This is a genomic window from Fusibacter sp. 3D3, assembly GCF_001748365.1.
Lineage (GTDB): Bacteria > Bacillota > Clostridia > Peptostreptococcales > Acidaminobacteraceae > Fusibacter_A.
Map to the genome: position 1 here is coordinate 132,894 of NZ_BDHH01000012.1, position 21,681 is coordinate 154,574.

The following is a 21,681-nucleotide window of genomic DNA, read 5'->3' on the forward strand; positions in this document are numbered from 1 at the left end:
TAAAGATATAAAATTATGATGAGAGTGTATATAAGAAGAACTGAAAGGTGGTATGCCATCCGGCTTTGCTTGATGCTTAATAATCGAAAAGTGTAAGAAGAGCATGGAGATGAACGCAAAAATCTTAAACTCAATAGAAGTGGAACGACCGTGGTCTATTAAACATTAGACTGGGTTGATTTGTGATTCCATTTTTATTCAGAAAGATTTTGAGTTTAGATCTCCAGCTTTAGGCATAGAATAAATTGCTGAGGCGTTATAGATCTAATCTATAGCGCTTTTTTAATTAGGCCTCCATAGAGAGGCTGAGAAAGGCATTTGCAATGTTAGATAAAAAGAATATTACAAAAGAAAGCATCACCTTTGAAGCTCTGGCTTCTAAATTAAATAGGCCAAAACTTTATGAAGAGGGTGATCTGCATATTTGGAAAGACGCACATATATCGATGGGCATGTTAGAAGCTCATTTGTCAAAATCAACGGATGCGGCAAGTCGAAATGATGATTTTATGGATGCCTCTGTGGACTGGATTATTCAAATTGCACCTGTGACTGCTTTCCCAAAGTTACTCGATTTAGGTTGTGGACCAGGCCTTTATTCAGAGCGTTTCAGAAAAAAAGGATATGAGGTCACTGGCGTAGATTTTTCAGAGCGTTCTATTCAGTATGCACGTGAACAGAGTGTTATAAAAGGGTTAGAGATTGATTATCTGTGTGCGGATTATTTATATGTGAATATAGAGGCGCAATTTGATGTCATTACACTGATTTATTGTGATTTTGGCGCTTTAAAAGTAGAGGCGCAGCTTAAATTGCTTGATAATATCGACAGATGGCTCAAACCAGGGGGCAAGCTCATCTTTGATGTTTTGACGAAACATCAATTTGAAGATCAAGGTGATACCGCTGTTTGGCATTTACAAGAGAAATCAGGTTATTGGAAACCAAATCCTTATATTTGTATGGCGCAACAGTTTGATTATGAGGGAGATATCAAACTCTTTCAGTATCTTGTGATGGATGCACATGAAAAAATGAGCTTGGCGAGGGTCTGGACGCATTATTTTTCAAAAGGAAGTATTAGAGAACGGCTTGGTGCATTTGCCTATAACCAAATGGACTTTTATTCAGATGTTGCAGGGAAGCCGTTTGAAGAAACTTCTAAGACCATGTGTATGGTGATCGAAAAATAATTAAATTTTTTAGAAGAGCGAAACGGATTATAAGAAAGTCATTTATCTTACAAAAAAAATGTAAGCCAGATGACAAAAAAACGATGAGATGATAACAGCTTTTTTTCACAAATTACAATAAAGTAATAATAACCGCAGGGGAAAAGGAGGAACGTTTTATGTTAAAGCTCATCGGCATTTTAATTATTGTTATTGGTTTTATTAAGAAGTATGATACTTTGGCTGTGGTCATCACAGCAGGTATTGCAACTGGTCTTGTTGGGGGAATGGATTTGATGCAAATCTTCGATGTGATTGGCACCTCATTTGTTAAGACGAGATATATGTCACTCTTTTTGCTGACATTACCAGTTATTGGAATACTGGAGCGTTACGGTTTAAGGGAGCAAGCGGCGAATTTAATTTCTTCTATGAAGAAAGTGACAGCAGGTAGTGTGCTCTCGATCTACACATTGATTCGGTTAATCGCAGGCGCGCTTTCAGTGCGATTAGGAGGTCATGTACAATTTATCAGACCACTGATTAATCCAATGGCATTTGGTGCTGCCCAAAATAACAATCCAATGGTAGGTGAAGCTGAAGAGGAAATTATTAAAGGGCATGCAGCAGCATCAGAGAACTACGGCAACTTCTTTGGACAAAATCTATTTGTTGCATCAGCAGGTGTATTGCTTATCGTGGGGACTTTAGAAGAACTGGGAACCACAGCAAATCCGCTTGATGTTGCCAAAGCTTCTATTCCAATTGCAATCATTGCTTTTATTTATTCGGGCATCTCTTATTGGAAATTGGATCAAAAGTTATCTGCTAAGTCTAAACCTGTTTCAGAGAAGGGAGTGTGATGGTCATGAAAGATATGTTGCTTGAAATTATGTACGTCCTCTGTGGACTTGTTGCAATTGTAACAGCTGTTTATGCAATTAATGATAAGGCACATCCTTCTGCAAAAATTACGGCATTATTTTGGACGCTTTTAGGAATCGTATTTATCTTTGGACAGTATATGCCAGGGTACATTTCAGGTATAATATTAGTGGTTATGGCGCTCCTTGCGGCGACTAAAAAAGTCACTTTTGGTTCGCTTAAGAATTCAGAAGAACAGTTTAGACAAGAAAAAGCCAAGACGATTCAGAATAAACTTTTTATTCCAGCACTGGCGATTGGTGTGGTGGCTTTTTTAGTTGCACAGTTTGTGCCCTCATTGGGAGCGCTTGTGGGACTTGGAATCGCAGCATTTATCGCCACTATTTTAGGGGTTATTTTCACGAAAGCGACGGTATCCGAGTTAAGTTATGATGGGAGTAGATTGTTACAGCAGGTAGGCCCATCCAGTATTTTACCACAACTTTTAGCAGCACTGGGTGCACTCTTCACAGCAGCAGGCGTTGGAGAAGTGATTTCAGGCGGTATTGGCAGTGTAATTACAGATGATAGTAAATTACTTGCAGTTGTTGCATATTGTGCAGGGATGATGATCTTTACAATGATCATGGGCAATGCGTTTGCGGCATTTGCAGTTATCACAGCGGGTATTGGTGTACCGTTTGTCATGTCCCAAGGGGCAGATCCTGCAATTGCAGGTGCACTTGCACTGACTGCGGGGTACTGTGGCACACTGCTTACGCCTATGGCAGCGAATTTTAATATTGTTCCAGCCGCAGTGCTTGAAACGAAGAATCCTTACAGAGTTATCATTGCACAAGCACCAATAGCGTTATCACTTTGGGTAACACATGTGGCACTTATGTATTTTCTAGCATTCTAGAGATTAATGACACCGTAAATTAGACATCATTTCAGAAAGGACTTAAAAATGAAAGTATTGATCACAGGGTTTAACCCTTTTGGTGGTGAAAGTAAAAATCCAGCGTATGAAGCTGTGAAGCTGCTCCCAGATGCATTTGAGGGAATCGAACTCGTTAAGGCTGAAATCCCAACAGCGTTTTATAAATCCATCGAGGTTTTAAAAAGTGCCGTTGAAAGAGAAAAGCCTGAAGTTGTGATTTGCGTCGGACAAGCTGGCGGTAGATTCACAGTAAGTGTTGAACGTGTTGCCATTAATCTTGATGATGCGAGAATTCCAGACAATGGCGGAAATCAACCTGTAGATCAAGCGATTGTTGAGGGGGGGCCTGCTGCCTATTTTAGCACATTGCCCATCAAGGCAATTGCAAATGCCATCAGAGCTGGTGGTGTACCTGCTGCCATATCTAATTCGGCGGGAACTTATGTATGCAATCATATTATGTATGGTCTTATGCACATGATCAGCACAGAGTTTCCCGAGATCAAGGGAGGCTTCATACATGTCCCATTCTTAGAAGAACAAGTACTGGATAAACCCAATATGCCTTCTATGGGGCTTGAAAGCATTTCGAAAGCGCTTGGCATCGCAGTGAAAACGGCGTGTGAAGTGGATATAGATTTGAAACAAACGGAGGGGACAATCTGTTAGTTAAATCGATAGGATTGCGCAAGGGTTACGAAGGTAGAGCATCGGACTGAGTATTTGCGCTTTGATAAGAAAGAAACAAAAGAGGCTGTTGCAATCGTCTAGGTGACTAGATTTGCAACAGCTTCTTTTGTTTAAAACATTAGCCTCCTATTTGTATATAAATGTGATTCTCAGCGGCGCTTGATCCAAGGGGACAACGTTTTTATGGTTTTGTCGTTCCGGTGTTCGATCTGTATTTTGGTCGTATTGCCCAACATATGCAAGTCCAGTTTTATCGTAAACGATTAGATAGAGGCTACTTTTATACTGCTCCTTATAAAATGCAATCGCTAGACGGTCATGAGCGTAGGTCATCTGCATGCGATCAAAGGGCATATAAGCCATATTTACAATTTCAGGGAAATTTTCAGACATTTGAAGTTCATAATGTCGATCGGCTGTTTTTGAGAGTAAGTAAAAGCGCTGATCTGAAAAATACGCCACTAAAAAATCGCCAAATGATTTGATTTCAGAAAAGGATACATCAGGGGATGCCTTTGTGATTTCTGTTTTTTGGATCAATGTCATCGAATCTTGGTCAATTACGGAGAGCATTATCACATCATTTTCTTCTGTAATCAAAAGCAAAGTCTGATCTTCAACATCTTGCATGAGGCTAAGAGCCCTGACGGTTTCATTTTCAAAAGTGTAGACACAGTTCATGTGTGTAAGATTCGGTTCTGAAATACCGCCTACCTTTTGAAATGGGAGGAAGTGAATCCCCGATACTTTATGAGGCAACACCATAGAATTGCCGTTGTGTTCGTCATAGGATTTAATAATATAGTAGTATCCTGAACTGGATAAGAGGGACTCTGCGTAAAGTGAAATACTACCTGAAATACTTTGGGTATCAATGGTAGTAAGCTGTCCGGTACTACTTTTAGTCACGGAAACGTCAAGCATATGGCGTTTGGGAACTGGTATTTGAAAATAATTCGTGACAATATGCGCCGTATGCGTTTTATTATCGAAACCGTTTGGCGTATCGACATCCATCGATAGAGGATAAAAAGCGTAGTAGTCACTTAGCAAGACCGTTTCAGTTCTCATCTCACCATTTGGCGTACGAGTGGCAACATCTGCGGCAGGTTTTAGAGCAAGGCTTTGTTCTGCTTCGAGATCAAGGCCGTTTCCGCTCATACCAAAATCAATATTGGAAGATAACATCATTTGAGGGGGGCTAGTCCTTTCGGCATTTTTTCTTGCCTGAGAAAAAGTAAACGCTGTTGTAAGTTCTAGAGGGTCTTCTGTCGTGAATTGTGTCTCCCAAAAAAGATGATTCGCATAATGTGTCAAGCTCTCTATCGTGATGCCTGTTGCAGCGGACTTATCACCGAATAGCGTGGTTTCCTTAATTTCAATAGCAGTCTTGTAGCCGTTAACCCAAGTATTTGCACTATATAGCGTTCCAACAGACAAGGTTAATAAAAAAAACATTAAAAATAGACTTTTCCGCATGGTAAATCCTTTCTTTAGCGTTCATCGGTTAAATCAGAAAGTGCTTTGACCACGCGATCTGATTTATACTGGTAGGTTTCTTTTACAATATCTATAAGTGTCTTTCCAGAATCCTCTAGAGCTTCTATAGAGATATCTCCGACGATTTCACCTTTACGAATCAAGATAGCTCGACCGATAATCTGCTCGACTTCTTCAAGGAGATGTGTGGAGAGGAGAACAGTCTCTGTGGGTTCCAAAATGCCCAATAAAACTTTATAAAAATCTGCTCTGTTAAAGACATCATTGCCAGCAAAGGGTTCATCCATCAATATATAGTCAGCACCTTGACAGAGTGCCAAAATAACTTCAAATTGATTTTTTTGACCAACTGAAAAATGACGGATCGCTTTGTGCGTGGGGAGTTCGAAAAAAGTCATAAGGCCATTGAAGCGTTTTTCACGAAAGGTTGGAAAATGAAGTTCGTAAAACGCTTTATGTGCTGAAGCCGTTAAATTTGGGAAGAAAGAATGCTCACAAGTTGCAAAGGAAAGACGTGCAATGTTTTTTCGGCTGATGGGATGCCCATCTAATGTAATCTGGCCTTTATAGTTTAAAAAGCCGAGAATACATTTCATCAAAGTCGTTTTACCTGCGCCATTTTCACCGAAAAGACCAATGATTTCACCTCTTGGAAGCGTTAATGTAGCCTGTTTAAGTGCTCGGTAACCCTTATAATTTTTACTTACATCATTTATCTCTAACATCGTTATACTCCTAAATAGATATGCCATAGTTTATGCCACTGATTTGGTGTCATACAAGCTTCTGGGGTAACCCAAAAATAAATTCCAAAATAGAAGAGCAATAGAAACAGTGCCATGAGTATGGCCGTTAGTACTGAAAAAAGAGGAAGTGATACGCATCGTTTCAAAAGCGCCCAACGGTTGGGAAGCCTTCGCATCAGGTAAATACTCTTGCTATCTTGATAGTGATAGAAGTAATGGTATATAACCAGTGCAATCATACAGAGTGAAACGATGAAAAACCCTATTAAATGTTGCCCCAATACCTCGACAAAATCAGGCATAAACGCCCCTTTTATGAGTACGCGTTTTTGATTGATCGTGGTAAAGAGCGCATGATAGTAATTTGAAAGTGAAAAAAGAAAACCAAAGCTATAGAGCGTGCTTATACAAAGGCCAATGCATATCCACTTCATCTCTTGTCTGTAGTCAATACCCATAGGGGTGTAATCGCCTATCTTAACAGTCATGACAGTCACCCCACCAAATTTTATAGAAGGCATAGATTGAAACCGATAAAGTGACGATTATAAGAAAAAGATCGGCACCAAAATCGCCCATGTCCTGAGAAAAGCTTAGAAAGGTCAGAGCAGCCAAAACGACGATTGAAATGCCTTTTTTGTCTCGCCTTTGGTTGAGTGAAAAAGAAGCAGAAGTGATCCCAAGTGCAAATATCATGGCGCCATTTCGTACCCATCGACTGCCTTCTTCTAAAGGTAGAAGACTATGTAGAAATGGATTTTGGTAGAAGGCAAGGAAAAGGGTTTGATTATGCCAATACAGGGGATCTGTGATACGCGTATATTGATAACATAAAAATAAAAGAATGAGCAATTGGAGGGCCCAAAATATAAGGAAACATCCCATGTGATAGAGGGACCATAGCGAAACAATCGTCTTCTCGTGAACAGGAAGTCTCTTTATACTATATCGAATCTTGCTCCCAGAAGTCTCAAACCCCACCATACTCAAAATAAAGCATAGAGCAAGAAAACCGATACCACTGATGAGTGGAATGTGACTTTCGGTGATGAAAGTTTCCAGAGTATAGAGATTCTCAGAATTTGATAACTTAACAAAAGCTAAGATTTCAGCTGCAGTCATCAAAAATAGGAGTCCGATTACTTTATAAAGGGTGCTTCTTGATGCAATCATTAATACCGATAAATATTTTTTCATTTTAGCGCTCCTTGTTTCAGTCCCAAACTTTTGATAGCAATTCAATGGCTTCCTCTTTGGAAACCCCCATTTGTTTCATAGCGATAGCCAGTGACTTGGCATCGCCTTCAAGCTGTTGAGATCGAATATCTGTGATTTGAATATCGGTGAGGGTTACATAGCTTTTTGCACCCGAATGAGACGTGATGATGCATTCTGCCTCCAACTGGCGATAAGCTTTTTGGATCGTATTAGGGTTTACACCCAATAGTGCAGACAGCATACGTCTAGAGGGCATTTCGTCTTGATTTTGAATAATCCCTGCTATAATCCCATGCTTGATATGTCTTGTAATTTGGGTGTAGATGGGACTTCCCTCTTCAATTGTAAAGTGATCAAATGAAATCATGGGTCAACCTTTCAAACTGTATTATCGCATTAATACGGTATAACTGTATTATACTAGCGATACGGTTTAGTGTCAAGCATTATTAAGATTCAAAATTCAATGATTCAAAACCCTTGTGAATGTGATATGATATTAAAAATTAGATTAGATGAGGTGATTCAATGTATCGAGAACTATTTGATCCTATTAATCAGGAAATGATGACCAATTACTTTGCAGAGATACTTGCACCTAAGGGCATGATTAAAACATTTAAGAAAAATACATGGATTGACCCTTTAGATGCAGAGTATGTCTATATTGTGCTTTCAGGCGAATGTCGTCAAGGCCTCGTAAGCATGGATGGCAGTGAGAGAACCTTTTTTAGACTTACACGGGGGACTATATTTGGAGAAATGGATTATTTTGACGGTGATCGGACCTGTGAGATCACTTACGTCACTCAAAAAGCAGAGGTCAGTATTGTATCAAGGGCAGTTTTAGAGGCAGCACTTGAGGAAACGCCTAGAATTTATCGTTATTTTATACACTCGATCGCACGCAAGTATAGATTGCTGATGCTTCAAATTGCAGATGCGAGATTTAACGACTCCATAGGGATCATTGCCAGTGCCATCTTGAGGATTGGCTCTATGCAAGAAGGTTGTGATCTCATAGAGAGAACTCGAATTGAGCATCAGTATACGCACGAGGACCTTGCCAACAATTTGGGACTTAGTCGTCCAACGGTGACCAGCAGTCTTGGTTACTTAAAGGATAAGGGGCTTATTTCTATTGAAGATCGGCATATTATCATTGAAAAGATTGAGGAAATGCGTGCGCTTACGAATCATTATTGGTAGAAGTGATATTACTATTAAGTATCGAACTCATAATAGTATAAGACATTATTATCAGTGTCAAACAGAGCTAATGTAAAATTAAATGAACCTCTATCAAAAATATTTTTGGAATCATGAATGATATTTATGTCATTAAATCGATCTATAAATAGCCAATAGCCATTTTCTATAGTTGGTATGCCAACGTCTTCCGCTAATTTATAACTATATGTTAGACCATTTCGCTCGCCGCCATACATGAGTAGTTCTAAATCAAGTGCAAGAGGCAATTTGTTCCAAGACTTGTTGTTTTTAATATCCTCCAGTAGATTTTTTCTGCTCTTTTCATCGAAGTTCACAGTAACTAGTAATTCGCCATCGCCATGAAATCCACCATGTGTATCAACAAGATTATATTCAAGATTATCAGGGAAGCTAATTCTTAAATCTTTAGAGATGTAATCTATATTTGATTTATGTGAGCAACTAAATAAGGCACAAATACAGCCAATGATGAATAAACCCTTTAATACTTTTAATCGTTTCATTTTCAATTCGCCTCTTTTTTATATTCCAGTAGATCTCCAGGCTGACAGTCAAGTGCAGCGCAAAGTTTCGCCAAAGTGGAAATTTTTAGAGCCTTAGCTTTGCCATTTTTTAAAATAGAAATGTTGGCAATCGTGATACCTACGCGTTCCGCTAATTCGGTGACGCTCATTTTGCGCTTGGCAAGCATAACATCAATGTTGAAAATAATTTCATCGTTCATATTGGCCTCCTCATATGGTTAGATCGCTTTGTTCTTGAAGGTCTGCAGCTTTTCTTATAAGATGGGATAGCGTGGCTGAAACTGCTGATATTGCAATTCCAATGATTAATAAAATTAGAGCGATCAGCACAAACCCTGGGTGGTTCATGTTTAGGAGCAAAAACACGATATTCATCACAAAGAAGAATCCTGTGTCTGCAACGGCGAGTACAGCGACCCATTTTAATAGTTTTGCGTTTTCAGTTGAAAAAGAGTGGTCGTCTCTTATATTTTTAGAGATTTTCCAGCCAAAGGCTAAGGCAATATAACACGGAACTGCCGTGATCATGATCAGGATTAACCAAGGCCAATAACTGAATGCAAACTCTGGGTAATTTGCCACCATAGCTTGTCCAAGTGACGGTACAATCCATGCATAGACGAGTAAACCACATAGACCAACAATAACGATAATTAGATTTAGCCATTTCGATAGCGATAATTGATTCATAAAGGCTCCTTTCATTTTGGGGGATCATAAGATTGCCACTAGTTACTTTGATTATACGGATCCATACACAAAATGTCAACAAACATTTATCGTATAACGATAAATGTTTGTTGTTTAACTTTATAAAGGAGGACATGAAATGGAAATTAGTCAAGTATCTGAACGGTTCAAGATAAAAGCACATACTTTGAGATATTATGAAAGTATTGGATTGATTCAAAACATAGAGAGAGATGCATCGGGAAAAAGGGCTTATTCAGAAAAGGATTTAGTCTGGCTTGATATGATCATGAGATTAAGAGCGACGGGTATGCCAATAGAAAAGATGAAGACATATGCAAGACCGGTACTAGATTTAAAGTCCAAGGAAATTGCTGTGGTAGCAGCTTTAACCGCAATTGGCACCGCTGAACCTCAGTTAAAGGTACATATAAATGGGGCTTTAAATGTGGGATGTAGCATCAATGAAGTTAAAGAAGTAATGCTTCAAATGTCTGGATATTCAAGATTTCCAAGCACAATCAACGCAATGAATGCTTTAAAAGAAGTTTTGGAGGCTCGTAAAAAACAAGGGATTCAAGATAAAGAAGGCGCATTGGCGACTAAAACATGTTCAGAACCGGATCGGTTTAAGCAAGGTAGTAAAATGCTTGCTGTTTTAGATGAAGCGCAACTGGCAATACTTGAAAGTACTTACAATGACTTTGCCCCCGATCTCGTCAAATTAGTGGTGAATAGTTATGCAGATGTGATATCAAGAGATAACTTAGACTTAAGATATAGACAAATCGCAACGATAGCAGCACTTACAGCCTTGGGAAATGCAAAACCACAACTGAAATTTCACATAAAAGCGGGCCTCAATATAGGCCTTTCAAAAGAAGAAATCACAGAAATTATGTACTTGATGACCGTTTACACTGGTTTCCCTTCCGCCATAAACGGCATAAATGCTCTAAAAGAAGTCGCCAATGTTCAAGGCGCTGTTGCAAAATAGCCTTAACTTAAGAATGACTATAACAATCTAAAAATGGATTGCTATAGTCATTTTTTTTTAAAATCGAAATGGAGTACTTGACTTTAACCTTAGGGGAACCTTTAGACTTAAAGTGAGAGGTGATAAATATGAGCAAAATAGCACTTGAAGTAAAGGGTCTTGTAAAGCAATACAAGGATTTAACCGCTGTGAATGATCTTGATTTAAAGGTGGAAGCAGGCAAAATATATGGTCTTTTAGGACCAAATGGTGCGGGAAAATCCACGACAATTGACTGTGTTTTAGGCATGAAACCCTATCTAAAAGGTGAAATCACGGTTTTAGGGTTATCGCCAACAAAAGATAGAAAAAAGCTCTATCAACGTGTAGGCGTTCAATTTCAATCTAGTTTTTATCCAGAGCGCATTAAAGTTTATGAAATATGTGAAATGATTTCGGCACTATATAAAAGTCCAGATGATTGGCGTGGGTTGCTCAAGCAATTCAATTTAGAAGCAAAATCCAGACATTATGTGGCTTCACTTTCAGGTGGAGAAAGGCAGAAACTGTCTGTTTTACTGGCACTGATTCAGAAACCTGAAATGGTATTTTTAGATGAGCTCACCACGGGACTTGATCCTAAGGCCAGACGTGAAGTTTGGACACTGTTAAAAAAACTGAATCAAAACGGCTTGACGATCTTTCTAACATCGCATTATATGGATGAAGTCATGGCACTTTGTGATGAAGTGAATATTATCAATCATGGGGTTTCGGTGGCCTCGGGTACGCCACAAGATATTATTGCACTTTCAGGCATGCAGAATTTAGAAGAAGCTTATTTGTATTTTATCGATGAGAAGGAGATGATTCATGGTGAAGTCGCTTTTGATATTTTATAAAACAGAATTTAAACTTGCATTTAGAGAATTTTCGGGTGTCCTCTTTGGAATTTTTCTCCCCATTGGCATTATGCTTTTACTGGGCATACTCTATGGGGATAAACTCGCTTATGAAAACGCACCTTATACGCTTTTGCAGCAATCTGTTGCAGCGGTACTGACTGTAGGCATCTGCGCAACGGGGCTCATGGGGGTCCCTTTAACACTTTCGGGATACAGAGAAAAGAAAATATTAAAAAGATTCAAAGCATCGCCTGCATCGCCACTACTATTGATTTTAGCGCAATTTCTCAATAATATGACCTATGCGATTATTTCAAGTGTGGCAGTGGTGGGCATAGCGGTTTTCGGTTTTGGTTATAGAATGATTGGCAATCCGGTTTTGTTTATATTGTCCTATGGGTTACTCATGGTGGCAATCTATGCCATTGGCGCTATGATTGCAAGTATAGCCAAATCTGAAAAAATCGCTAATATGCTGTGTACGCTTTTCTATTTTCCCATGTTCTTTTTATCGGGTGCGACGATTCCCTACGAACTCATGCCAAAGGGGCTTCGGTTTTTCGCAGACATTATGCCGCTGACACAAGGCATAAAACTTTTGAAAGCGACTTCTTTGGGTGAATGGCAAACAGATTCTATGAATGCAATTTGGATTTTGATTTTTACTGCGATTTTGGGTATGATTATAGCAGTAAGAACTTTTAAATACGAATATGAATCTTAAGCCGATAAGGATGTGTGCCCATGTTTCAAATTGGACTATTTTCAAAGATGAATCGAGTTACCACCAAGACGTTGAGACACTATGATGAGATAGGCCTTCTAAAACCTGCTTTTGTGGATCAACAGACGGGTTATCGCTATTATGGCAGTGCAGAACTGCTCAGGCTCAATAAAATCATTGCGCTTAAACAATTAGGACTTAGTCTTCAAGAGATTCAAGAGTTGATAGATCAACAGAAGGGCATAGATGTTTTTTTAACACTTAAGGAAAAGGAAATTGAGATTAAGATTAAAGAAGAAACTTCTAAGCTCAGTCGGCTTCAAAATTATTCGAGGTATTTAAGAGGAGAGCAGAATATGAATTATTCACCTGTAATCAAAGCGTTACCAGAAGTGATTGTGGCTTCTATGCGGTTAATCGCTCCTAATTATGAGTCTTACTTTGATATTATTCCTAAAATGGGAGAAGAAATGAGAGAAAAGGGTGCCGTATGTGCAGTACCAGAGTATTGCTTCAATATTTATCATGATGGCGAGTACAAAGAAAGTGAGATTGATTTAGAAGTTTGTGAAGCTGTTGTGGCGTACTGTGAAGATTCTGAAAAAGTTAAGTATAAGAAGATAGATGCCGTGGAAAATGCCTTATGTGTGATGCATAAGGGCCCATATACTACACTACCCGATGCGTATGCATTTGCTTTTTCATGGATAGAGACGAATGCGTATGTGGTGGGAGGGTTGCCGCGTGAGTCTTATATTGACGGTATTTGGAATAAGGAAGACGAAAATGAATGGCTTACTGAACTTCAAATTCCGGTGAAAAAAATATAAAGGCATATAAAATAAATGAAACAAAGGGATGAAGATTTAAACCTTCATCCCTTTGTTTTTAATGATAGCATTGGTGTGGCTTATCTTGATTGAATCAAGTGCTATTTTAGAAAGTGCTTTATTGGATTAAGAGCAGATTGTAGAGGAGTTCTGCCATTTCAGCTCTTGTCGCTAATGCTTTTGGTTCAATCATGCCATTATGGTCTGAAGCTAAACCTCTTTCTACAAAAGTCTTTGTAGGCATGAATGCATAAGATGCAACTGTGGAGGTGTCACTAAATTGGGTGATAGCAATTGTCGGTGTTTTTTCAGGTAATTCATTCAGTGTGCCAAGTGCATTGTAAAGCAGTGTGAACATATCTTGTCTGCTGATGGATGCATTTGGTGCATACTTATTATCGCCTACCCCACTTGCAATGCCAAGGCGTCTAGCGGTTGCAAGATAATTTGTATAGTACGTGTTACCCGCATCTGCAAAATTGTTTGTGGCATTTGCATCTGGTGATATACCATAAGCATTCATCATAAGGACGATAAATTGCCCTCTTGTTAGGGATGCATTTGGACTAAACGTGGTTTCTGATGTACCCGCGGTGATGCCACGAGCAGCAAGGTTTGATATGGCATTATAATATGGACTTGAGGTATTGACATCTGTAAAAGTTTTTTTGTTGTAACCGATCATATAAGTGGAGAAATGCGTTGTCATAAAGTCGACTGTGCCAGTAGAAGCATTGTAATTACCTCTTATCGGTTGAAGCATACCAGTGTCATCTACATAGTATACGACGACTGCATTTTGGTCTTCTCCGGATTGAAGTGTATACGGCACGCTTATTTCAGCACTACCTGCGCCAAATGAAGCAATTTTTTTCTCGCCGACATTGACCGAAAAGTCATAGACAGGTCTGTCGCTGACAGCATCACGCATCTCATTTGAAAGCGTCTTTGGATCAACTTTAGAAATATTTATACTGACGTCACCTTCTGCAGCTGAATTGTTGATATGCTTCACAGCTTCTTGATTAAATTTAAGAGCGCCGACATTTGTGCTGACTTTCATTTCAGCTTTAGTCTCTGTGGCAATCTTATTGAAGGACTCCTTAGTGATGACCACTTCAACTGTATTTTCCTTTTGAGTGGTATCCATTTTAATTTCAATGACAGATTTTTTACCTGCTGTCTCCGCTTTTTTTGCACCTGCGATGAGGTCTGTGGCGGTGGTGTCTGAAATGGATGCCTTGATGTGATCTGGTGATTGCGTTTTACCTGTCACAGTTGTTGAAGTTGTTGTAGTCTCAGTGTTAGAGACATCTTCTGTCTTAGAACTTGTCTGTGTGTTGGTATTAGGACCAGTGCTTGTACCTGTATTTGTGTTGGTGGGTTTATCATCTTTATCGTCCTTTGAGGCGCCACCAGAACTATTGTCTAAAACGATATCAGCTCTATCGCGTATGCGAATACGTGCGCCCTCGGTGTCGATGGATGAGAGTCCAGTTGCAACGATGCTTGAGCCAACAGCTAAGTTTTCGATGGTCTTCGTACTGGTAATATAACCATCGATGAAAATGCGACAGATTGTGTTAGAGCTGTCTTTAATATAAATGCTCTCAACAACACCGTTAGGGGTGGTTATGGAAGTAACCGTGCCATTTACGGTGACTAAACTGCCTAAATGACTGCCATCTTTAGCTTGTGCAGTTGTCAAGTGAATAGGGGTTGGCAATGTTTTTAGGGTTTCATCGATCACTTTTATTTTTTCTACAGCAATTTGTTGTTCGCCGTTGTAAGAGCTTGTTTTACCTGTAATTTCTACAGTTTGACCTGCCCTAATGTTTTCAGAAACGGGGAAGGCATTGATACCTGCAGTGCTGTCCTGAACATAGATACAATCGAAGAATGCAGTGTTTTTATCGTATGCAGAAGCATTAGAGGTTGCGATTCCGCGAATGGTGAAAGACTCTCCTTCAAGAGCAGCTTGAACCTTTGAAATATCTGTAATGAGTTGTGGATTAACTTTTTGGATCACATTTTCTAAAATGGTGTAGTTGCTATACTGAGGTGTGGCATAACTATCCATTGTCGCTTGAATTTCAAAATTACTCATAAATGCAGATCCAGCCACGATAACGGTAGAATTAACACCGCCACTATGTGTAACCGTTTCTGAAGCTGCTACGAGGTATTTATTGTCGTACTTTGGAACGGATACACCATCAATGCCAGTTGTACCATCTTTATCATCGTCTGAAGAGTAGCTGGTTTCAAAAGCAAATACCATTGGGCTCACACTAGATGATAATATTTCACTTGGCTTACCTTCTGCGCCCACAGCATATATTGTGGAACCTCCATAATTGGAGTAGACTTGCTCTGCTGGTTTAACACCAGATAAGAAAGGATTCGACAGATCATAATTGGTAAGGTACAGTCTTTGCGCCTGACCCCCATTTTGTACATCATCTTTGATTTCATCATCAGAGACGCGGAGGGTTGAGCCAAGAGCAGCTAACAGTTTATTTTGCTGTGCTGACATTTGATCATCTGCAGGCAAAGTGTACGTGGTACCATCCGAATACTTTGTATAGCCTTCATAGTAGTCGCCCCATCCCGTGATAATGACGGTTTTACCTGATTTTGAAAATTCGGAAATTGCCGTTATTTCAGCATCAGTGTAGTTTTTGTAGCCCAATAAAAAGGCAGTACCATTTCGACGTGTGGGCGGTGTTAAAACGAGCATTTCGTATTTTGGATTTTTTGTAGCTTCAATTAAGGCTTCGCTTGTGCGGAGTTCAACGACACGGACGTTATAATCGACGGCCATGTTGGTGAAATTCCCCATGCTGTCTTTGTAATTTCCATCTACATACTCGTTGTAATGACTGGCATCAATGCCCACGTAAACAAGATTTTCACTTGCACGGACATTAAGGTCAACATTAGAGGTAAATGTTTTTTCTTGTCCGTTTATTGTGAAAGTTGCGGTGGTTGTTAGCAACGTATTGCCAGCGGCAGCTGGGGTGTAATCAAACGCATGTGTTGCTGTGCCTGCTGAAACGATTTCTTTGTTAAGGTTTTCAGTATAAAGGACTGTATCACCTTGAGCATACTGAATGGAGTTAAGCGTTACAGCACTTTTTTCATTATTAAAGAGTGTGGTGGTGAGTTTAAGCGGTTCTCCTGTAATGGGCATTTTAGTTTCTGTATTGACAGAACTGATGCCAACAAGTGGTGCTTGTCCAATCCAAACTGGTGCGGTTACAGCAATATTTTTGTCTGCTTGAGTAACGCGGACATAGTAATAACCTTGAACAGCGGGTAGTTCGAAAGCCCAATTGGCAACATTGCTCGTGAAAGTTTGACTTTTTGCAACACGACCACTATTGGTGATGACTTCTATCTTTGAAATGGTGTCTGTTAAATCTTGATCGTCAATGTCGATGGCAAACTTTAAAGGTGTCGTCGGAATTTCACTGATAATACTGCCCATCATAAGGTCGTTAACTGTATAATTGATATTGAGATTTTTATCTTCTGTTGTATAGACAGACATATTCTTAAGACCAGTGAGCAACCCATCATCATTGAAATTATCAGTGATGATGACGGTACGACAAGTGTTCGCATTACCCCAATTGCCTTTGTGGTTATCTTGGTTATTTGTAGGGGCAACATGCCACCCTTTATCAAGTGCTTTGGTGTATTCACTGTAGCTCGGGAAATAACCGCCAGAGTTGATCGCACCTTCACCGTTACCGATTTCAACAGCGACCATTTTGTTATCATATGCGGGTGACCAGTAAGCAAAATCAGAAAATGTACCAAATGTTTTTCCAGGGTGGTTAAATTGTGATAAGTTTGCAAGTGGATCTGTATTTTGAATTAAGGTTTCGTAGTATGCTTTCATGCCAGCATCGTTAGTCTTGCTGTTAAGCGATGTGTTGTTACGGCTCACAAGACCTGTTGAATTGAAAGTATTGATATGGCCAGGACCGCCAGACCATGTCATTTCAAATCCAGAAAAAGCCAATAGTGAACCCGCGTGACTTTGATTGAAAGTATCCATAGCAGAAACGTAGGTTTCCCATTTTAAAAGACTTTCAGCAGTCATTTTACTTTTGTCATTGAGCGCTTCAGCTGGATTGGCTGAATCTTTAGTGTCAAAGTAGTTGGAGTGATCTGTAAATGAGACAAAATCTACATTGTCGCTCTCAGGGATGTGCGTTAAATAGTTCAGACCGTCTTGAAGTGTGCCAGAACCATCAGAATACTCCGCGGTATGTGCGTGGAGCTGTCCAAAATAAGCTTTGTATTTGGATTCGCCCACTGTGAAGAGCCAAGATTCGACTTTAGTTTTGGTATCTTCTGAACGTACAATCGTAACCGTTGCAGTATAACTGCCATCTACAAGCGTATTTGGTTTATAACTGTAAGTGTTAGAGGTCGTCTGATCCGTTTTAGTCATGGCTTGATCTGTAATGAGGTTTACGTTGTCTTTTTTAAGTGTCAAAGTAACAGTAGGTGATGCCCCTGCATTTTCAAGTGATACAGAAATAGTAGGTGCCTTCTCGTCGCCTGTGCTACTGTTGCGAGCAGGTGTGACAGCGGTTACTTGAGGTTTGTCATCAATCGTGACTGTAATTGGATTTGAAACGGTTTTTAAACCCGTTACATCCGTTGCAGTAATTGTAAATGTGAAATTTGGAACAGTGGCTATAATTTGAGCACTTGGAATACTATATTCATATTTCTTAGTAGTTGTATTTTGAGTCATCAGTTGATCAGATACCGTCTGATCACCGATAACATAGCTAATGCTGACGGAATGAATATCTTTATTATCTTCTGCAGTGACTGAAATGGTATAATCTTGGTTTGTCTTAGCCTCTAAAAAGCTATCGGGCAAGGTCACTAAAGGGCTTTTAATGTCGTTGACCACATCGTAGACGTTATAACCATTCGCGTCCTTTGTACCAACGTACAACTGAACTGTTGTATTATAGCAAGCAACCATGGCATATAAATCGACCACTTCACCTTGCTCCACAAGTGCTGGATATGGAGTGGCTTTGTAGAGATTAATAGAACTTGTTGCATCTGTGATTGTCGTTGAACCAGAGGCTTTATATTCACCAAGGGTGACATTTTTTATTTTAATATATCTGCCAAGCATATTTAAACCATTGGCATTAAGGTCAGCTATTGTAACTGTTTCTGGTGCCATTGGCGTGTCAGAACTCAATAATTTTGAAGCGGTGATGTTTTTAAGTTCAGGTAAACCACTGTAGAGGGTATAGGTCCCAGTAAATTCAACTTGATCCCCTATTTGAGCACCCGTTGGCGCAGCACCAAAGACGTACAGTGAATAGGTTTTACCATCGATGACGGATTGAATGACTGGATTAGAGAAACCAGTTGCAAAATAGACGATCTGTCCTGTGACGATAATATCTTTAGTTTCAGAAGGCAGTTCTAAGACTTCTTTAATGGTAGAAGCGACATTAGGATCTTTAATTGTATATTCTGCACTCATTGTTGTGCTGTCAACTTTTCCAGTTGCTGTGGCAAAAGCTTTTAAAGTTACTTTATCGCCAATATTGCCATTAATGGTAATTGGATCTACGTAAACTGAACTACTTGACGTCACATGAGTACCGTCTAAAGTGTAGTAGATACGTGCAGAAGGCTCATTACAATTTAAAGTTATTTTGCTACCATTTTTAATAGAACTGGATTCTGGAGAAGCTGTGACAAAAAGGTGATTTGCCATGCCTGCTTTGACCATATCAATGATTTCAGCTTTCAAAGTGCCAGAGGCATCATACATGCGAAGCGTGACATCCACGGAATCGCCTAGGGAAACACCAGGAAAGTGAGATAAGTTGACGGATGGATTAATGATTAATTCAGAACCCTCTTGTGAAAGAGACGCCGTATTTGTCAGTGTTGCTGCGTTTACTTTAATAATCTCGCCCATGTGATTGTAGCCAAGCGTTTTATCAGTTGGGGTCGCTATAAGATCTGCAATGGTTGTGATGCCTCTGTCTGGAATCGCATGATCATGCGATTTGATGAATACAGCGGGTTCAATAACCCCAGATAATTCGATAAGATTATTGTAAAGGGCACGTTTACCAATTGCAATGACTTCATCGCCCACTTTTAATAGGGCAGAATTTGAAGTCAAGTATAAGCATATAGCACCAGTCGTATCTTGAATATAGACATTTTTACCACTGATATAAGTGACGACACCTTCTACTTTAATATTTTCTGTATCTAAAGCAGCTAATTTGGCAGTTTCAATTGTTACAGGGGTTGTGTTGTCTACTGTATAAGAAAATTTTTCAACATTACTGCCATCTAGTCCAGATTTAATGGCACGCACGTAATAATCCGTATCAACAGTCACTGTAACACTGCTGCCAGAGGTCCAATTCGGTGCGGGGGCATCTGCTGAGAGGGTATTATATTCAATGACTGCATCTGCTGTAGTGGTTGTAAAGGTAATGGCTTGACCCGATGTTACTGCACATGAAGGCATACTTGCTGTTGGGGTTGCACATTTAGTTTCAATAGAGGGTGGACCACTTCTTGGGTTGGGCGGTCCAGTTTCAAAATCTGCAGCATTGTCATCACTGTCAACACCGACAGTTTTTCGAATAACTGAAGTTGTGTTACTTGGCGCTGGCGTTGCACCAGAACCCTCATAGTGACCAGTGGCAACAGCCCCGTAGCCTACGAAATCCACAATGTCAGAGTCCGTCACTGAGGTCACTGAGTCTTGGTTGGAGACTAAGACAACTTTGGCTTTAGTACCGCTCATGTCAGTGCTTCCAGTCGCATTTGGCGTTGGAAGTGCTGTGCCATTTCCGCTAGTCCCTGCTTTTTGCTGAATGAGGTAGTATCCACCTGAGACTATACTGCCAGATAAATTCGTAACGGCAAATGAAGTACTGCTTGCGCTTGCGTACTGAACAGACCAACTGCTCAAATCAACTGCAGCACTTGTTGGATTGTAGAGTTCAATAAAGTCGTTTGTGTAAGGTGCACCAGAATTACCACCGCCACCATAGACTTGGCTGATGATCACGTGATTGGCGATCGACGGACTGTCGGCACTTACAGGTATACTTGTGGTTCCAATACTGAGCACAAAAGCCAAGAATAAACTTACGTACTGTTTTGCTTTAAAGCGTTTGAATTTAATGCGCATGCTTTCCTCCTTAATTCTAGTGTAAAATGCTATATGTGTATGTTTGAACGCCCAAAAAAACAATTAGATTAGGGCTCAAACATATTCAACTGAGAAAGATTACTTTTCTGCTTTGGCGTACATCATGGCACTAAGCGCGGCCACAAAGGGAACGGTGAGGATGATGCCGATAGAACCCGCAAGGCCTTGTATGATTTCCACAGCGATCATATCACTGTTAAAAATTTGTAAGTAAGGGTAATCAAAGACTCTAAAGAGAATGAGTGTATTTAGCGAAGCGCCTGCAAATGCGAGTATAAGTGTATTTGCCATTGTGCCCATGGCATCTCGCCCAATATTCAAACTGGATTTAAAAAGTACCTTTCGACTTGCCTTTGGGTTCATATCGTGTAATTCAGAAACGGCAGAAGTGATGGTTAAAGCGATATCCATAACGGCGCCTAATGAGGCAATTAAGATGCCGCTGACCAGTAAGCCACTGATTTTAAGACCGCTGTCAGACGCGCGTAGAATGAGTTCCTCAGCTTCCATCATGTTGAAACCGTTTATTGGCGTCATAATCCCAGTCATATAAGCCATAAGGCCTGCTATGGTTACCCCACCAATACAACCTAAGGTCGCACAAAATGTTTTAAGCGAAAAACCATTGAGTAAAAATAGAGAGACAACAGTTGTAATGGCAACGATTAAAATAGAGGCAAGAATTGAAGGCACACCACGCTGTATAAGTGGAATGAGTAAAAACCAAATACTTAGAATTGTAAATAAGAGCCCAAACAGAGCCGAAATGCCCTTCTTACCGCCTAAAAGGATGAGTAATATTGCAAATAAGAGTGCAAGCGCAATCAAGACGATACTTCGATCGTAATTGGCAATATAGACAATATAGGGATTATTCTGTTCATCTACATCAAGACGGACAACAATTCGAGTACTCTCTTTAAGATCCACATTTGCGTACGCGTTTAAATAATTCGTAACGTGTAATTCTTCACCTTCATAGTCGCCGCTATCTATGGTGACGATGACTTCTTGCGTCCCCAATCGAAGCCCTTCAGTCCAATAGTCTGGCGACGCGTTTTCCGTTAAGAGTTTGGAGACATGTGCTTTTTCAAAGATCAGTTTGCTTGCAGCAGTGGGAATTTCACCTTTAGCGGGTGTATTGAGCAAGTATATTGCAGCGCATAAAATGAGTGCAGTCATCACCAATGGGATGATTTTATACATGTAAGCATATTGTAATTTTTTCAAATGGATCCCCTACCTTTTAATGTTTAAATTTGCGATACATTGCATATAAAAAAGTTTATATATGTACCTATCTCATAATATATAAAAAAAATAATATTTACAATATTCAGACAGCTTATTTGTTAAGACTTTACAATATTTGCGCAAATATTTAACATGACTTTACTCAAAATTCAAATAGCTTTGTCAGTACAGGGCA

19 protein-coding genes are annotated in these 21,681 nt (G+C 39.7%); 9 read left to right on the top strand and 10 right to left on the bottom strand.

The window, feature by feature from the left end; all coding sequences use genetic code 11:
* Positions 1–323 precede the first annotated feature (323 nt).
* The 4 genes from F3D3_RS14515 to pcp all read left to right on the top strand — a co-directional run bounded on the left by F3D3_RS14515 (position 324) and on the right by pcp (position 3,648).
* Positions 324–1,193, top strand: coding sequence for a class I SAM-dependent methyltransferase (locus F3D3_RS14515; protein WP_084389070.1), 870 nt, complete (start codon positions 324–326; stop codon positions 1,191–1,193).
* Between the two features lie 158 nt (positions 1,194–1,351).
* A complete protein-coding gene (locus tag F3D3_RS14520) occupies positions 1,352–2,035 on the top strand; it encodes a DUF969 domain-containing protein (protein WP_069875032.1) in 684 nt (227 codons plus the stop codon).
* A 5-nt stretch (positions 2,036–2,040) separates the two neighbouring features.
* Positions 2,041–2,958: a DUF979 domain-containing protein gene (locus F3D3_RS14525; RefSeq protein WP_069875081.1), complete on the top strand. Its 918-nt coding sequence runs from the start codon at positions 2,041–2,043 to the stop codon at positions 2,956–2,958.
* A gap of 48 nt (positions 2,959–3,006) precedes the next feature.
* On the top strand, positions 3,007–3,648 hold the full coding sequence (gene pcp / locus F3D3_RS14530) for a pyroglutamyl-peptidase I (protein WP_069875034.1): 642 nt from the start codon (positions 3,007–3,009) through the stop codon (positions 3,646–3,648).
* Between the two features lie 147 nt (positions 3,649–3,795).
* Here pcp and F3D3_RS14535 read toward each other — a convergent pair whose 3' ends face one another.
* Genes F3D3_RS14535 through F3D3_RS14555 form a run of 5 tightly spaced genes read right to left on the bottom strand, consistent with a single transcriptional unit; the run spans position 3,796 to position 7,500 of the window.
* Positions 3,796–5,127, bottom strand: coding sequence for a hypothetical protein (locus tag F3D3_RS14535; RefSeq protein WP_139132101.1), 1,332 nt, complete (start codon positions 5,125–5,127; stop codon positions 3,796–3,798).
* Between the two features lie 35 nt (positions 5,128–5,162).
* Positions 5,163–5,894: an ATP-binding cassette domain-containing protein gene (locus F3D3_RS14540; RefSeq protein WP_069875038.1), complete on the bottom strand. Its 732-nt coding sequence runs from the start codon at positions 5,892–5,894 to the stop codon at positions 5,163–5,165.
* A 2-nt stretch (positions 5,895–5,896) separates the two neighbouring features.
* On the bottom strand, positions 5,897–6,403 hold the full coding sequence (locus F3D3_RS14545) for a hypothetical protein (RefSeq protein ID WP_069875039.1): 507 nt from the start codon (positions 6,401–6,403) through the stop codon (positions 5,897–5,899).
* Entirely contained in the window at positions 6,393–7,112 is a 720-nt protein-coding gene (locus F3D3_RS14550) for a hypothetical protein (RefSeq protein ID WP_069875041.1), read from the bottom strand. The genes F3D3_RS14545 and F3D3_RS14550 overlap by 11 nt, the downstream gene beginning before the upstream one ends.
* A gap of 16 nt (positions 7,113–7,128) precedes the next feature.
* A complete protein-coding gene (locus tag F3D3_RS14555) occupies positions 7,129–7,500 on the bottom strand; it encodes a GntR family transcriptional regulator (protein WP_069875043.1) in 372 nt (123 codons plus the stop codon).
* 161 nt (positions 7,501–7,661) lie between these two features.
* Here F3D3_RS14555 and F3D3_RS14560 point away from each other — a divergent pair, with 161 nt between their 5' ends.
* Positions 7,662–8,342 (top strand): Crp/Fnr family transcriptional regulator, encoded by a 681-nt coding sequence (locus F3D3_RS14560; protein ID WP_069875044.1) that lies wholly within the window; start codon positions 7,662–7,664, stop codon positions 8,340–8,342.
* A gap of 14 nt (positions 8,343–8,356) precedes the next feature.
* On the opposite strand, the gene F3D3_RS14565 is transcribed toward F3D3_RS14560, so the two are convergent.
* Genes F3D3_RS14565 through F3D3_RS14575 form a run of 3 tightly spaced genes read right to left on the bottom strand, consistent with a single transcriptional unit; the run spans position 8,357 to position 9,580 of the window.
* Complete coding sequence (locus F3D3_RS14565; protein ID WP_069875046.1) at positions 8,357–8,869, bottom strand: hypothetical protein; 513 nt, start codon at positions 8,867–8,869, stop codon at positions 8,357–8,359.
* A 2-nt stretch (positions 8,870–8,871) separates the two neighbouring features.
* On the bottom strand, positions 8,872–9,090 hold the full coding sequence (locus F3D3_RS14570; RefSeq protein WP_069875048.1) for a helix-turn-helix transcriptional regulator: 219 nt from the start codon (positions 9,088–9,090) through the stop codon (positions 8,872–8,874).
* Positions 9,091–9,100: 10 nt separating this feature from the next.
* Positions 9,101–9,580, bottom strand: a complete 480-nt coding sequence (locus tag F3D3_RS14575; RefSeq protein WP_069875050.1) for a DUF2975 domain-containing protein — start codon at positions 9,578–9,580, stop codon at positions 9,101–9,103.
* A gap of 139 nt (positions 9,581–9,719) precedes the next feature.
* On the opposite strand from F3D3_RS14575, the gene F3D3_RS14580 reads away from it, so the two are divergent.
* The 4 genes from F3D3_RS14580 (at position 9,720) to F3D3_RS14595 (ending at position 13,015) form a co-directional block, all read left to right on the top strand.
* Positions 9,720–10,577, top strand: a complete 858-nt coding sequence (locus tag F3D3_RS14580) for a carboxymuconolactone decarboxylase family protein (RefSeq protein ID WP_084389071.1) — start codon at positions 9,720–9,722, stop codon at positions 10,575–10,577.
* A 128-nt stretch (positions 10,578–10,705) separates the two neighbouring features.
* Entirely contained in the window at positions 10,706–11,458 is a 753-nt protein-coding gene (locus tag F3D3_RS14585) for an ABC transporter ATP-binding protein (RefSeq protein WP_069875052.1), read from the top strand.
* Positions 11,430–12,185 (top strand): ABC transporter permease, encoded by a 756-nt coding sequence (locus F3D3_RS14590; RefSeq protein ID WP_084389072.1) that lies wholly within the window; start codon positions 11,430–11,432, stop codon positions 12,183–12,185. The genes F3D3_RS14585 and F3D3_RS14590 overlap by 29 nt, the downstream gene beginning before the upstream one ends.
* A 20-nt stretch (positions 12,186–12,205) precedes the next feature.
* Positions 12,206–13,015, top strand: coding sequence for a MerR family transcriptional regulator (locus F3D3_RS14595; RefSeq protein WP_069875053.1), 810 nt, complete (start codon positions 12,206–12,208; stop codon positions 13,013–13,015).
* A gap of 118 nt (positions 13,016–13,133) precedes the next feature.
* Here F3D3_RS14595 and F3D3_RS14600 read toward each other — a convergent pair whose 3' ends face one another.
* Positions 13,134–20,231 (bottom strand): S-layer homology domain-containing protein, encoded by a 7,098-nt coding sequence (locus tag F3D3_RS14600; protein ID WP_069875055.1) that lies wholly within the window; start codon positions 20,229–20,231, stop codon positions 13,134–13,136.
* Between the two features lie 99 nt (positions 20,232–20,330).
* Complete coding sequence (locus F3D3_RS14605) at positions 20,331–21,482, bottom strand: YibE/F family protein (protein ID WP_139132102.1); 1,152 nt, start codon at positions 21,480–21,482, stop codon at positions 20,331–20,333.
* Positions 21,483–21,681 lie beyond the last annotated feature (199 nt).